Consider the following 13,817-nt stretch of genomic DNA (forward strand, 5'->3'; position numbering starts at 1 on the left):
CGATGGAGATCATCACCGCCACCCTCACCGGGGCGTGCCCGCGCGAGCGCGGCGAGGAGCTCGGCACGCGCTTCGGCGCCGAGATCCGCGAGGCCGTCGACGGGTACCTCGGGTTCTTCGCCGTGCGCGGGCTCGCCGAGCCCCGGGTGCGCGAGATCGCGGAGAGCTGCTTCGCCGCGCTCCGGGCCTGGGCGCCGAACCTCGCCGACGAGCTCGAGGCGACGGCGCTCGCCGCCGAGGTGCCGCTCTGGCGGCTCGCAGCCCTGAACGCGCGCACGGAGGTGCTGGCCGTCGTCGAGCCCGATGCGGAGGGGGAGTGCTCGACCGCAGTCTTCGCGCCGGCCGGGTGGGCGCCGCCCGAGAGCATCCAGACGTGGGACTGGCACGAGCACCTGTGCCGGGCCGGTCTCGTCGTCTCGTACGCGCCGGATGCGCCGCGGCGCGAGGCGGCAGCCGGGGGAGTTGTAGCAGCCGGTGGCGCCGTTGCAGCCGGTGACACCGCCGCAGCCGGGGGCGCTGCGCCCGCAGCCCAGCCGCCGACCGGCCGGCCGCGCGCCTCGGCCGGGGTGGGCCGGGTCGCGATGTTCACCGAGCTCGGCGTGCTCGGCAAGATCGGGGTGAACGACGCCGGCCTGGCCGTGCACTTCAACATCCTGCATCACGCGTCCGACCGCGGCGTCGGGGGCGTGCCGGTGCACGCGATCGCGCGCCGCGTGCTCGACGAGGCGACGACGGTCGACGAGGCGGAGGCGATCATCCGTTCGGCTCGGGCGAGCGCCTCGACCGTCATCACGGTGCTCGCGCGCGGCGAGGCCGAGCATCGCGCCGCCTGCTTCGAGATCTCCTCGGAGCGCGTCGCGGCGGTGCGCCCCGACGCGGAGGGGTGGCTCGTGCACACGAACAACTTCCTGGCGCCCGAGCAGCTGCCCGGCGAGGCGACGCGCGACGCGTCGACGACGTACACCCGGCTCGAGCACGTGAGCGCGCAGCGCCCCCGCATGGCGGGCCTCTCGATCGAGCAGCGGGCGCGCGAGATGGCGGGCGAGGCCGGCGCGCTCGCCCCGATCTGCTTCCGCCCCGATCCCTCGGAGCCGCTGCACGAGCAGTGGTCGACGCTGCTCACGGTCGGCTTCGACCTGGTCGCGGGCGAGCTGGAGTACTACCCGGGGTCGCCCGTCGCCCTGGCCGAGCACGGCGCGCGCCGGTTCGGCTGAGGGGAGGGGCGGCCGGGCCCCGCCTCCGTGCGGGATCCGGCTTCGGTGGGACGTTCGACGCGCCGTCCGTCTCACCGAAGCCGAATCTCTCACCGATGCGCGGGCGCGCCGTCCACGTACGTCGCCACGACGTCGATCGCTGCGAGCTCCTGGGCCGAGAGGGCGAGCGGATCGGCGCCGAACACGGTGAAGGCCGCCCGCGCTCCGGGACGGATCACGCCCTCATCGTCCGAGCCGATGGCGCGCGCCGCGTGCGAGGTGTAGCCCTCGAGCGCCTGGCGCACGGTGAGCGCCTGCTCGGGCTGAATGGGGGCGAGCTCGGGGCGCGCCACCGGGAAGCGCAGGATCGACTCGGCCATCATCACCCGCGGGTCGTACGGCGTGACCGGCCAATCGCTGCCGAGCGCGAGCACGGCGCCCGAGTCGCGGATGTCGCGGCAGCGCCAGCCGTGCGCCGCCCGCTCCTCCCCGAGGCGCACCGACCAGTTGTCGGTGCGGTCGGCGCGCGTGTGCCGGGTTCCGTGGATGGGCTGCATGCTGGCGGCGACGCCGAGCCGGGCGAAGCGCGGCACCGTGCCGTCGGGGATCGTCTCGATGTGCTCGATGCGGTGCGCGGATCGCCGGGCGGCGTCGCCGAGCGACTCGATGGCGTCGAGCACGAATGCGACGCCCTGATCGCCGATCGCGTGCGTCGCCGTTGCGATTCCGCGCTCGGCGAAGAAGCGGAGCGCTGCGCGGTAGGCCTCGGGGTCGGTCCAGATGGAGCGGCGGCCCTGCCCGTAGCAGTCGGGTTCGTGCAGCCAGGCCGACCCGTTGTCGACGGTGCCATCGATCATGAACTTCACGCCCTCGACGCGCCACCTGCGGCCGTGCAGGCCCTGCACCGCCGCGATCTGCTCCAGCGCCTCCTGCGTCGACCCCGGCGGCACCATCGGCGAGAAGCGGAGCCGGATCGGCAGGTCGCCGCGCGACTCCAGAATCTCGAGCACTTCGCGGCTGCCGGGGTGGAAGTCCATGACGTGCGTGCCGGTGATGCCGCTCGCCGCCATCCCGTCGAGCACGACCGCGAGGCGATCGGCGAGCTCCTCGTGGCTCTCCGCGGGAATGCGATCCAGCACGAGGTCCATGGCGGCGAGCTCCAGCAGATACCCGGTGGGCGCGCCGTGCTCGTCGACGCCGACGGCCGACTCGTCGCGGAAGGTCTCGCGACCGGTGAGGCCGATCGCCTCGATGCCGGCGCTGTTGATCACCGCGGAGTGCGCGTCGCGCAGGCGGAGGAATGCGGGGTGGCCGTCGGCCGCCTCGTCGAAGAGCCTGCCGGTGAACCCGGTCTCGGTGAAGAGGTTCGGGTCGGTGCCCCAGCCGAAGATCCACGCGCCGGGGGCGGCGTCGGCCGCCGCGGCGGCGATGCGATCCTGCGCCTCGGCGAGCGTCAGGTCGGTGAGCTGCACGCCTCGGGTCAGCTCGAGCCCGAAGACGATGTGCGTGTGCCCGTCGACCAGGCCCGGCACGAGCGTGGCGCCGGGGTGCTCGGAGATCACGGTGCCGTCGCCGACGTGCGCGCTCAGTTCCTCGCGCCGGCCGACGCCGATGACGCGGCCGTCGCGGATGGCGACGGCGTTCGGGGCGGCGTTCGCGGCGGTGTTCGCGGCGGCATCGTCGGGGGCCTCGGTGAACGTGTGGACGCGGTCTGCGACGATCAGCCGGTCGGCGATGCCGGCGACTGCTGCGGGGAGCTGGGAGGGGGATGCGTGGGTCATGCGGGTCTCCGGATCAGTGCTGCTGGACGGGCGCGGTGTCGGGCTGCGCGGCCGCGGCCTTGGCGACGGGCACCGCGGTGGTGTTGCCCTGCTCGAACTTGCGGCTACGGCGTGCGATGACGAAGAGCGCCGCGGCGAAGATCGCGCTGGGAATGGACACGGTGATGGCGTACTGCAGCGGGGTGAGCAGGCCGACGAGCTGGCCGCCGACGAGGGGGCCGAACGCGACGCCGGCGAGGTAGAAGCCCGAGACGAGCACTCCGGTGCGCCCGGTGACGTCCATGATCGCGGCGAGCCCGGTGTACAGCACGAGGATCGCGCCGTACATGACGCCCCAGACGAGGATCGAGACGGTGTACGCGAGCGGCGTCGTGCTCGTGACCATGATGAACTTGGTGATCGTGCTGATCGCGATGATGAGCGCGAACGACCAGCTGCGTCCGAGCCAGCGCAGCGCGAGGGGGGCGAGCAGTGCGCCGACGAGCCCTCCGAGCACCTTGCCCGCGAGCAGCGAGCTGTTCGTCTCGGGCCCGATGTCCGACTGCTGCGCGAGCACGCTGGTCATCGAGTACACCATGTCCTCGGTGAGCGACCAGAGCAGGATCGACACGGCGAACACCAGCGCCGCGGCGCCGACGGTGCGTCGCACCCGACCGTCGCCGGTGTCGACGGCCCCGGTGGCGTCGAGTGCGCTGGCGGGGAGATTGGGCAGGCCGCCGGCGAGGAGGAGGCCGAAGACGCCCAGCGCGGCGATCACGATGAGCACGGTGCGCAGGTCGTTGTGGAAGACCGGCGCGATCGCGAGGAGGGCGGCGGCGCCGAGCCGGTTGATCACCATGATGCTGGTGACGGTGCGGTCGGGGTTGCGGGTCGATGAGGCCGCGGCGGTGCCGGTCGCGATCATGATGCCGGCGCCGATGCCGCCGACGATGAGGCCGATCATCACCGACGGGGTGGTGAGGACGGCCGCCGGGAAGCCGTAGCCGAGCACCATGAGCACGAGGCCGATGCGGCCGAGCTTGGGGCGGTCGGCGCGGGCGATGAACCGGTTGGTGACGAACATGGCGAGCGCGGAGCCCGCCGTCATTCCGGTGGCGAGCGCACCGGCGGCGGCGATGTCGACGCCGAGATCCTGCACCATCGCGGCGATGAGCACGGGCACGAGGTTCGCCGCCATGAGCGCGAACACCCAGGTGCCGACGAAGCCGAAGACGACTCTGCCGGTGAGAGCGGCGAGGCCGCTCGCGGCGGCGTTCGGGGGCGAGATGTTCGACATGGGACTCCTTCGTCGCGTGCGGTGTGCGTGCGGGAACGTTCCCGCAACGACAGCAAATATACGTCCCGCGGGGGCGCCGCGCAAGTCCCCGACGCCCCCACAACCGCCCGGCGCACCTACACTGAGGCTATGGCGAGCAGCGTTCCGGGTGTGACGATCGTCGACATCGCGCAGGCGCTCGGCATCTCGAAGACCGCGGTCTCGGCCGCCCTCCACGGGAGCGGGCGCGTCTCCGAGGCCACGCGGTCCCGAGTGCTCGCCCAAGCCGAGGCGATGGGGTACGTCTCGAACCGCGCCGCGCAACGCCTGCGCGGCGGGCGGCACGGCGCCATCGGTCTCAGCGTGCCGCACGACGTGCGCGAGCTCTCGTTCTACATGGAGCTCGCCTTCGGCGCAGCGGCCGCCGCCTCGGAGGCCGGAAGCGACCTGCTGCTCCTCGCCGACACGGGCCGCGGGGCCGCCCGCAGACCCAGCACCGACGGCGTGATCGTCGTCGATCCCACGCCCGCCGCGTTCCCGCGCCTCGTGGAGCGCGTCGGCCCGGTTCCCCTGGTCTCCGTCGGCGAATACGTCGGCCCCGATCAGGATCGGGTCTCGGCCTGGATCGCGGCCGACCATCGATCGCTCATCGCCGAGGCGCTCGACGCGCTGACCGACGAGGGGGTCGTCGCGCCCGCGCTCGTCGCACTGCCAGCCGACCGCGAGCCCGCCTGGGCGCACGACGTCGCCGAGGGCTACCGCGCCTGGTGCGCCGCCCACGGGGCGTCGCCGCTGCTGCTGCGGTCGGTGCTCGACCCCTCCGAAGCCGAGCTGCGCGCCACGATGCAGCGGGCCGTCGACGCCCGCTGCGACGGCATCGTCTGGGTGGCCCAGGGCCTCGTGCTCCGCGCGCTCGCCGCCCAATCGACCGAGGATCGCGCTGCGGCCCCCGCACCCCGGCTCACCATGGCGACGATGGCCGCCGAGCCCGGGGCTCCGGGGGTCACCGGGGTGGATCTCCGGGCCCGCGAATACGGCCGCTCGGCCGTCAGGCTGCTCCTCAGGGTGCTCGACGGGGCGGTCGCCCCGGGCACGCACGAGGTGCACGACGCCCGGGTGATCCGCCCCGCGTGATTCAGGCCGCGGCGAGCAGCTCCCGCACCCGCGGCATCACCGCTGCGGCGTAGAGCTCGACGCTCTCCATGAGCTGCCGGTGGGGCATCGTGCCGTTGGCGTACTTGAGGTCGAACCGATCGGCCCCCAGCGTGCGCACCGTCGCGGCGATGCGCTGGGCGACCGTCTCGGGCGAGCCGACGTAGAGCGATCCGGTGTCTGCCTCGCGCTCGAACTCGGCTCGCGTGGTGCGAGGCCAGCCGCGTTCGGCCCCGATGCGGTTGCGGTTCGCCTCGAAGTGCGGCCACAGCTGCTCGCGCGCCTCCGCATCGGTCGCCGCGACGTGCCCGGGGGAGTGCACGCCGAGCGGCATCGGGGCGCGGCCGAGTTCCGCCTGCGCTCGCCGGTACAGATCGGCGAACGGGGTGAAGCGAGACGGGTCGCCGCCGATGATGGCGAGCATCATCGGAATGCCGGTGCGCACCGAGCGCACCACCGATTCGGGGCTGCCGCCGACCCCGATCCAGGCGCGCACGCCGTCGGGCTGCTCCGTCTTCGGGTAGACGTGCTGGTCGACGAGCGGGGCGCGGTGCCGGCCCGACCACGTCACCGGATCCTCCTCGCGCAGGCGGGCGAACAGGTCGAGCTTCTCGGTGAACAGCGCCTCGTAGTCGTCGAGGTCGTAGCCGAAGAGCGGGAACGACTCGATGAACGACCCGCGGCCGAGCACCGCCTCAGCGCGCCCCGAGCTCACCGCGTCGAGCGTGGCGAAGCGCTCGTACACCCGCACGGGGTCGTCGCTCGAGAGCACGGTCACCCCGGTGCCGAGCAGGATGCGCTCCGTGCACCCCGCGATCGCGGCGAGCACGATCTCGGGCGATGTGAGCGCGAAGTCGTCGCGGTGGTGCTCGCCGAGCGTGATCGCGTCGACGCCCAGCCGGTCGGCGAGCACCGCCTGCTCCACGACGTCGCGCAGCACCTGCGCGTGCGTGGCGCGCTCGCCCGCGTCGTCGACGGTGACGTCGCCGAACGTGTCGAGGCCGAGAACGAGCTGGTCGGGGGTGGCGCCGGCGACGGCGCGGAGTGCGGTCATGCCGGTGGCAACGCTGCGCGGACGCCCGCTATTCCGCGGGGCGGGCGGCGCGGTGGCGCCGGCGGGCGGTGCGGTGGCGCTGGCGGGCGGTGCGCCGCGACTACCCGCGGCGGCTCGACGCGATGAAGCCGATGGCGGCGGCGGCGACGCCGAAGGCCGCGGCCCCGACCCAGTGCACGCCGAGCGCGAGGAGCGCGGCGACGGCGGCGGCGATGAGGCAGAGCTCGAACAGCGCCTGCGCGAAGCGGTCGACGCGCAGCACCGGCTTCGGCGAGAGGAAGAGCGCCCACAGCAGCACGGCGAGCACGAACAGGCCGAGGCCGGTGAGGATGCCCGGGAACGGCCGCGGCCAGGCGAGGAACCCCCACACCGTGACGATCACGATGGCGGCGAGCTGGAACAGTCCGCGCGCGAGCTGGAGCGCCGGGCGGGCGGTGTGCGGGGCGGGTGCTGGGGAACTACTGGTCACCGGCCCAGTCTACCGTCCGCCTTCCGCACCGCCGCCCGCCGCCCCGCCCGCCCACCGCCGCCCCTCCCGCCCACCGCCGCTCCCCCCGCCCACCGCCGTCCCGGCTCGCCCGCCCACCGCCGTCACGGCCCGCCCTTTGCGAGAGGGGTCATTTCGGGAGGGTGTTGCTCTCGACAGCGAAGGCGACACGCTCCGAAAGTGACCCCGCTGCGGTGGGGGCGGGCGCTGGGCGGCGGTGGTTCAGCGCGGAGACGCGCGAGTGGTTCATTCGAGCAACGCTGAATATTGTGATGGCATAGACCACCGTGCCCGCGCTGCGCGACGAGCGACCGCACGACACCGAACCGAGGAGCCATGATGACCACGGCGACGCTGCGCGTCCTGGACGCGCACGGCGGGTTCTCCGCGCCGCAGCGCGTCGCGTGGAGCGGAGGCCGGTTCACCGCGGTCGGCGCGGACGGCGCCGCGAGCACCGGCGCCAGCGCAGTGCACTCCACCGCTGCCAACTCCGCCGCCGCCAATACCGCCACCACCACCGCCCCCAACACCGCCCCCACCATCGCCACCACCACCCCCGTCATCCCCGCCGACGCCCTGCTGCGAACGGCGGGCTGGATCATCCCGGGCCTCGTCGACGCCCACATCCACGCCGCCTGGCACGCGTTCGACGCGGCCGACCGCGCTCGGCTCGACGTGGAGCAGACGCGGCGGGCGACGGCGGAGGCGCTCGCGCGCACGCTGCGCGCCGGGGTGACCAGTGCGCGCGACGCGGGCGGGTTGAGCGTCGGCGACCGCGACCGCATCCCGGCCGGCGAGCGGCCCCGGGTCGCATGCTCGGTCGCGCTGATCGATCGGGCGCGCGCCGACGCCGCGGGCGGCCTCGACCGCGCGGTCGAGGCGGTGCTCGAGGCGGGGGCGACGTGGGTGAAGCTGGTCGCGACGGCGGGCGTTGCGGCCCCGGCCGGGGCGGCGCTCGAGCCGCACTTCTCGGCGGCGGAGTGCGCGTCGGCGGTGCGTCGCGCCGAGTCTGCGGGCGCCGCGGTGATGGTGCACGCGTGGGGCGGCGAGGCGATCGATTTCGCGGTCGCGGGTGGTGCGGCGAGCATCGAGCACGGCATCTTCCTGACCCCCGAGCAGGCCGCACGGGCCGCGGATGCGGGTACCGTGTTCGTGCCGACGCTGCGCATCTACCGTCTGGTGCGGGGCATGATCGCGGACGGGCGGCTTCCGCGGGAGTTCGGTCCGCGCGTCGATCGGGCGGTCGCCCGGCATCCGAACGCGGTGCGCACCGCCCGCGATCACGGCGTCGGCATCGCGCTCGGCACCGATTACGGCACGGCGGCGCAGCACGGCGCGAACCGGCTCGAGTTCGACGCGCTCGTCGCTGCGGGCCTCAGCGCGCAGGAGGCGCTGGTCGCGGCGACGCGCACGGGTGCCGCGCTGCTCGCCCGGGCGCCACGGGCCCTTCAGGCGCCGGATCCCGCGGCCCCGAGCGGCGCCGCCCCGACGGGTGCGATCGCGCCCGGTGCGGTCGCCGACGCCGTGCTGCTGTCTCGCGATCCGCGCGAGCCCGGCGCCCTGTCGAACCCGGCTTCGATCGTCGGCGTGCTGCTCGACGGGCGCCTGATCGATCCGCATCTTCCTTCGTCATCCACTGTTCCCCGAGAGGATCTCCCGTGACCCCCGCCCGCAGTTCCCACGAACGCCCGAACCGCCGCCCGAACCAGCGCCCGAACCGCCGCCCCGCCGCCCGCATCGCGTCGGCGGCCGCAGCCGTGCTCTCCGCCGCGCTCCTCCTCAGCGCCTGCGCGGGCGGCTCCGATTCTGCGGCGGGCGGTTCGGCCGCCTCCGAGACGCCGGTGAGCGGCGGCACGCTCGAGTTCGGCCGGGTGGCGGCCGTCACCGATCTCGACCTGAACCAGCAGATCACGGCGAACAATGCGTTCGCGATCGACAAGATCTTCGAGCCGCTGGTGAGTTTCGACGCCGAGGGCCGCATCGTGCCGTGGCTCGCGGAGTACGAGTCCTCCGCCGACGGGCTGACGTACGTGTTCACCCTGCGCGACGGGCTGACGTTCTCGAGCGGCGCGGAGGTCGCTCCGGCCGATGTGGTGTTCTCGCTCGAACGGCACATCGAGGTGGGCGGGCCGCTGCCGCTCGAGGCGCCCATCGCGTCGATCGTCGCGTCGGGGGATCGGGAGGTCACGATCACGCTGCGCGAGCGATACACCCCGTTCCTCTCCGAGCTCGCGAGCTTCTCGAACGGCGTCTTCCCGGAGGATTTCGGGGGAGTGAGCGAGGAGGAGTTCTTCCAGAACCCCGTCGGCACGGGTCCGTTCGTCGTCGACTCGTGGGATCCGAACGGGGATCTCGCGTTCGTGCGGAACGAGCACTACTGGCAGGAGGGCAAGCCCTACCTCGACTCGCTGGTGTACAAGCTGGTCGCCGACGACACGCAGCTGCAGCAGCAGCTCTCGGCGGGGCAGCTCGATGCGATCGACGACGTGCCGGCGGCGAACGCGGGTCAGGTCGACGCGGGGGGCGGCACGGTGCTCTCGCAGACGAGCGGCTGGTCGACCGAGCAGGTCTTCTTCAACACGCAGCGGGAGCAGTTCGCCGATGTGCACGTGCGCCGGGCCGTGGCTCTCGCGCTCGATCGTGAGGGCATCACGCAGGCGACCACGTTCGGCACCGCCGAGGTGGCGAACGCCCTGCTGCCGCCGACCATCACCGATTCGGCGAACGACACGGTGGAGCCGCTCGACTTCGATGTCGAGGCGGCGCGGGCGGAGCTCGCGAAGTCGCGCTACCCCGATGGGTTCTCCGTGACGCTGCTGCTCGCGAGCAGCGACTCGCAGCGGGCGCAGATCGCGCAGATCGTGCAGGAGTCGCTGGCGCAGATCGGCATCGACGTCGAGATCGAGCAGCTCGACATCGCCGTATTCCGCGAGCGCTTCTTCGCCTACGACTACGACTTCATGCTCAACAGCGGGCAGTCCGATGCGCCGGATCCGAACGGGTTCATCACGTTCCAGGCCGACCCCGAGGGTTTCAGCAAGTCGTACTGGACGCATTACGCGAACGATCGCGTCACCGAGTTGATGCGGCAGGGGCGCAGCACGCCCGAGGGCGACGACCGCACGGAGATCTACCGCGAGATTCAGCAGACGCTCGCCGACGAGGTGCCCTACATCCCGCTGTTCTTCCCGGCGAACCTGAAGGCGACCCGCGACGACGTGCACGGCTTCACCGTGCTCCCGAACGGCAGCGTGCAGTTCGCCGACGTCTGGGTCTCGGGCGGCGCCCGCTAGCGGGGTGCACGGGGGAATCGCGATGAGACGAGCTGCAGGGGCGGTCGGGCGTGCGCTGGTGCGCACGGCGCCGGTGATGCTCGGCGTGGTGATCGCGGTGTTCTTCCTGCTGCGACTCGTGCCGGGCGATCCCGCCGCCATGATCCTCGGAGAGCGGGCGACGCCCGAATCCGTGGCCGCGCTGCGCGCGGAGCTCGGGCTCGATGCGCCGCTCTGGGTGCAGTTCGCCGGCTTCCTCGGGCAGGTCGTGCTCCACTTCGACACGGGTGATTCGCTCGTCAGCGGCGTCTCGACGCGCGAGCTCGTGCTCGCGACGGCTCCGGTGAGCGCCGGCATCGTGGCACTCGCGCTGCTGCTGGCGGTGCTCATCGCGGTGCCGCTGGCGCTCGTCGCGGCACTGCGCCGCGACGGGTGGGCGGATCACCTGGTGCGGATCGTGCCCGCCGTCGGCATGGGCATGCCGTTGTTCTGGCTCGGCCTGCTGCTCATCATCGTGTTCGCGGTGCAGCTCGGCTGGTTCCCGGTCGGGGGCGTGGGATCGGGGCCGGGCGAGCCGCTCCGCAGCCTCTTCCTGCCCGCGCTCGCCGTCGCGCTCGGCATGGCGCCTCCGCTGATCCGGTCGCTGCGCGCCCAGCTCGTCGATGCGCTGGAGGCCGACTTCGTGACGACGCTGCGGGCGGCGCAGGTGCCGGAGCGACGGATCGTCTGGCGGCACGTCATGCGCAGTGCGGCGCTGCCGACGCTCACCCTGCTCGGCGTGAACACGGCGTACCTCATCGGGGGCACGCTCGTGGTCGAGCGCGTCTTCGGCATCAACGGGGTCGGCTCGCTGCTCTTCCAGTCGATCGGCACGCGCGACTTCCCGGTGGTGCAGGGCGTGGCCCTGTACTGCGCGTTCGCGGTCGTCGTGGTGACGGCGATCACGGAGGCGCTGGCGAGCGTGCTCGACCCGCGGCTGCGGAAGCTCGGGGGGACGCGATGAGGGCGTCGACCCCGGGCGGCCCCGGGGCCGGAGGCGGCCGAGGCGGCCGAGGCGGCCGAGGCGCCCGAGCGCGGCTCTCGCCGGCGTTCACCGCCGGCGCGATCCTCACCGCCCTGCTGATCGCGGTCGCGCTCGCCGCACCGCTGCTGGCGCCGTACTCGCCCACGGATCAGCAGCTGGGGCAGGGGCTGCTGCCGCCGTCGCCCGAGCACTGGTTCGGCACGGATCAGCTCGGCCGCGATGTGCTGTCGCGCATGCTCTTCGCGGCGCGCACCGATTTCGGCATCGCCGCGACGGCCGCTCTGGCGCCGTTCGTGATCGGCGTGACGGTGGGCCTCGTCTCGGGGTACTTCGGGGGCGCGGTCGACTGGGTCGCGTCGCGCGTCACCGAGACCGTCATCGCCTTTCCCTTCTACGTGCTGGTGATCGCGCTGGTCTTCGCCCTGGGTGCGGGGGCCGAGGGCATCGTGGTGGCGTTCGCGCTCGTCGGCTGGGTGGGCTATGCGCGGGTGCTGCGCGCGATGACGGCGGCGCTGCGCGATACCGGGTGGGTGCGCAGTGCGCGGGGCGGCGGGCTCTCCCACGCGCGCGTGCTGGTGCGGCACGTGCTGCCGAATGTGCTGCCGCAGGCCGTCGTGCTGCTCGCGACCGAGATCGTGCTCATCATGGTCGCCATCGTGACGCTCGGCTATCTCGGGCTCGGCGTGCGCCCGCCGACCCCCGACTGGGGCACGATGATCGCCGACGCCCAGCCGTTCGTGACGACGCAGTGGTGGCTCGCCGCAATCCCGGGTCTCGCCGTCGTGCTCACCGGCGTCGCGCTGTCGCTGCTCGGCGACGGGATCGGAGATCTGCTGCGGGTGGGCGCGGCGCGCACCGCACGCGGAGGAGAGCGGGGCGGTGATCGGCGCGGAGTGCGCGGTGTGGATCGCGTCGCGATGCACGGCGCGGTGCGCGGCGCCGTCCGTGTCGCCGGGCTGCGGATCGCCGCGGAGGGCGGAGCCCCGCTCGTCGGCCGGGGCGCCGCCGTCGATCTCGAGGTGCGCCCGGGGGAGTCGCTCGGCATCGTGGGCGAGTCGGGATCGGGCAAGAGCCTGACGCTGCGCGCGATGCTCGGCATGCTGCCGGGCGGTGCGCGTGCGGCTGCGGGGTCGGTCGCCGTCGGTGGGCCGGTGGGCATGGTCTTCCAGGAGCCGCTCACCGCGCTCGACCCGCTCACGCGCGTGGGCGGCCAGCTGCTCGCCGCCGTGCGGGCCGCCGAGCCGCTGATCACGCGCCGAGATGCAGCGGGCCGGGTGCTCGATCTGCTGGCGCAGGTGCGTCTGCCCGATCCGCCGCGCATCTCGCGCTCCTACCCGCATGAGCTCTCGGGCGGTCAGCGGCAGCGGGTCGTCATCGCGCTCGCGCTCGCCGGCTCGCCCGCGGTGCTGCTCTGCGACGAGCCGACCACGGCGCTCGACGTGACCGTGCAGCGCGAGGTGCTCGACCTGCTGCGACGTCTGCGCGCGGAGCGCGGGCTGACGCTCGTGTTCGTCTCGCACGATCTCGCCGTGGTGGCCGAGATGTGCGACCGCCTGGTCGTCATGGCGCACGGCGAGGTGGTGGAGTCGGGGCCGGTGGCCGACGTGCTCGCGTCTCCCGCGGCGGCGGAGACGCGCGCGCTGCTGGCGGCGGCGCCGACGCTGCCCGAGCTCGCGGATCCCGTGGCCGAGGCGCCGGCGCACAGCCGAATCGGGGTCGTCGCGGGCGAGCCCGCCGCGGCCCGGGTGCTGCTCGAGGTGCGCGACGCCCGGGTGCGGTACGCAGACTTCGATGCCGTCGACGGGGTGTCGCTGCGGCTCGGGGCCGGGTCGGCGCTCGGCATCGTGGGGGAGTCGGGATCGGGCAAGACCACGCTCGCTCGCGCCATCGCCGGCCAGGTGCGCCTCGCCGAGGGCGGCGTGCTGCTCGACGGCGCCGTGCTCGGGGCGCGCCGCAGCCGGGCGCAGCTGCGGCGGATCCAGCTCGTGCCGCAGGATCCCTTCTCGTCGCTGACGCCTCGTCGCAGCGTGGGCGGGGTGCTCGACGAGGTGCTGCGCGACGCCCCGGGTGTCGACACCCCGGGCTCCGCGGCAGCCGATCGCGCCGCTCGGGTGCGCGAGCTGCTGCGCCGCGTGGGCCTCGACGCCGACATCGCCGGCGCCGCACCCGATCGCCTGTCGGGCGGTCAGCGGCAGCGGGTGGCGATCGCTCGGGCGCTCGCCGCCGATCCGCGGGTGCTGGTCGCCGACGAGCCCACCTCGGCGCTCGACACGACCGCTCGCGGGCGCATCATCGACCTGCTGCGAGGCCTCCGCGACGATCTCGGGCTCGGCGTCATCGTGGTCTCCCACGACCTCGGCGTCGTGCACGAGCTGTGCGACCGGGTGCTGCTGATGCGCGGCGGCTCCGTGGTGGAATCGGGCGACCGCGCGTTCTTCGCGGCGCCGCGCTCGGAGTACGGGCGCGAGCTGCTCACCTCGGTCGTGCGCCTCTAGCGGCCCACCCGATGCGCGGCGCCGGCGCGCGCCCTGCCGACCCGCCGCCGGGCGGGGTATGCGCGATCATTGCGCGGTCAGGGCGAGCGCTTGGTACTCTGCAT

The 13,817-nt window shown here is 73.8% G+C and carries 10 protein-coding genes; 6 read left to right on the forward strand and 4 right to left on the reverse strand.

Annotated features, from left to right (window positions below; all coding sequences use genetic code 11):
- The first annotated feature begins 2 nt into the window (after positions 1 to 2).
- A complete protein-coding gene (locus BLT44_RS05730) occupies positions 3 to 1,214 on the forward strand; it encodes a C45 family autoproteolytic acyltransferase/hydrolase (protein WP_143025999.1) in 1,212 nt (403 codons plus the stop codon).
- 89 nt (positions 1,215 to 1,303) lie between these two features.
- Here the strand turns inward: BLT44_RS05730 and BLT44_RS05735 are convergent, their stop codons facing one another.
- Both BLT44_RS05735 and BLT44_RS05740 read right to left on the reverse strand, forming a co-directional pair.
- Positions 1,304 to 2,974 carry an amidohydrolase gene (locus tag BLT44_RS05735; RefSeq protein ID WP_010155008.1) on the reverse strand — a complete coding sequence of 557 codons (1,671 nt, stop codon included), beginning with the start codon at positions 2,972 to 2,974 and terminating at the stop codon, positions 1,304 to 1,306.
- Between the two features lie 13 nt (positions 2,975 to 2,987).
- Positions 2,988 to 4,250 carry an MFS transporter gene (locus BLT44_RS05740; protein WP_010155007.1) on the reverse strand — a complete coding sequence of 421 codons (1,263 nt, stop codon included), beginning with the start codon at positions 4,248 to 4,250 and terminating at the stop codon, positions 2,988 to 2,990.
- 129 nt (positions 4,251 to 4,379) lie between these two features.
- Here BLT44_RS05740 and BLT44_RS05745 point away from each other — a divergent pair, with 129 nt between their 5' ends.
- The gene (locus BLT44_RS05745) at positions 4,380 to 5,363 is read left to right on the forward strand and encodes a LacI family DNA-binding transcriptional regulator (protein WP_010155006.1); all 984 of its coding nucleotides are present in this window, start codon (positions 4,380 to 4,382) and stop codon (positions 5,361 to 5,363) included.
- Position 5,364: 1 nt separating this feature from the next.
- On the opposite strand, the gene BLT44_RS05750 is transcribed toward BLT44_RS05745, so the two are convergent.
- Together BLT44_RS05750 and BLT44_RS05755 are read right to left on the reverse strand one after the other, a co-directional pair.
- Positions 5,365 to 6,435, reverse strand: a complete 1,071-nt coding sequence (locus tag BLT44_RS05750; RefSeq protein WP_010155005.1) for an LLM class flavin-dependent oxidoreductase — start codon at positions 6,433 to 6,435, stop codon at positions 5,365 to 5,367.
- Positions 6,436 to 6,535: 100 nt separating this feature from the next.
- Entirely contained in the window at positions 6,536 to 6,904 is a 369-nt protein-coding gene (locus BLT44_RS05755) for a DUF2568 domain-containing protein (protein ID WP_074690006.1), read from the reverse strand.
- A 357-nt stretch (positions 6,905 to 7,261) separates the two neighbouring features.
- On the opposite strand from BLT44_RS05755, the gene BLT44_RS05760 reads away from it, so the two are divergent.
- Genes BLT44_RS05760 through BLT44_RS05775 form a run of 4 tightly spaced genes read left to right on the forward strand, consistent with a single transcriptional unit; the run spans position 7,262 to position 13,713 of the window.
- Complete coding sequence (locus BLT44_RS05760; protein WP_083351998.1) at positions 7,262 to 8,584, forward strand: amidohydrolase family protein; 1,323 nt, start codon at positions 7,262 to 7,264, stop codon at positions 8,582 to 8,584.
- Positions 8,581 to 10,215 (forward strand): ABC transporter substrate-binding protein, encoded by a 1,635-nt coding sequence (locus BLT44_RS05765; protein WP_010157869.1) that lies wholly within the window; start codon positions 8,581 to 8,583, stop codon positions 10,213 to 10,215. The genes BLT44_RS05760 and BLT44_RS05765 overlap by 4 nt, the downstream gene beginning before the upstream one ends.
- Before the next feature lie 22 nt (positions 10,216 to 10,237).
- Positions 10,238 to 11,197 carry an ABC transporter permease gene (locus tag BLT44_RS05770; RefSeq protein ID WP_074690010.1) on the forward strand — a complete coding sequence of 320 codons (960 nt, stop codon included), beginning with the start codon at positions 10,238 to 10,240 and terminating at the stop codon, positions 11,195 to 11,197.
- Positions 11,194 to 13,713, forward strand: coding sequence for an ABC transporter ATP-binding protein/permease (locus BLT44_RS05775; RefSeq protein ID WP_083351971.1), 2,520 nt, complete (start codon positions 11,194 to 11,196; stop codon positions 13,711 to 13,713). Before BLT44_RS05770 ends, BLT44_RS05775 begins: the two co-directional genes overlap by 4 nt.
- Positions 13,714 to 13,817: the final 104 nt, after the last annotated feature.

It is taken from the genome of Leucobacter chromiiresistens (genome assembly GCF_900102345.1).
GTDB lineage: Bacteria > Actinomycetota > Actinomycetes > Actinomycetales > Microbacteriaceae > Leucobacter > Leucobacter chromiiresistens.

Coding starts and splice junctions, on each gene's coding strand:
- BLT44_RS05730 (WP_143025999.1), top strand. CDS start 3: ATGGAGATCATCACCGCCACCCTCACCGGGGCGTGCCCGCGCGAGCGC.
- BLT44_RS05735 (WP_010155008.1), bottom strand. CDS start 2,974: ATGACCCACGCATCCCCCTCCCAGCTCCCCGCAGCAGTCGCCGGCATC.
- BLT44_RS05740 (WP_010155007.1), bottom strand. CDS start 4,250: ATGTCGAACATCTCGCCCCCGAACGCCGCCGCGAGCGGCCTCGCCGCT.
- BLT44_RS05745 (WP_010155006.1), top strand. CDS start 4,380: ATGGCGAGCAGCGTTCCGGGTGTGACGATCGTCGACATCGCGCAGGCG.
- BLT44_RS05750 (WP_010155005.1), bottom strand. CDS start 6,435: ATGACCGCACTCCGCGCCGTCGCCGGCGCCACCCCCGACCAGCTCGTT.
- BLT44_RS05760 (WP_083351998.1), top strand. CDS start 7,262: ATGACCACGGCGACGCTGCGCGTCCTGGACGCGCACGGCGGGTTCTCC.
- BLT44_RS05770 (WP_074690010.1), top strand. CDS start 10,238: ATGAGACGAGCTGCAGGGGCGGTCGGGCGTGCGCTGGTGCGCACGGCG.
- BLT44_RS05775 (WP_083351971.1), top strand. CDS start 11,194: ATGAGGGCGTCGACCCCGGGCGGCCCCGGGGCCGGAGGCGGCCGAGGC.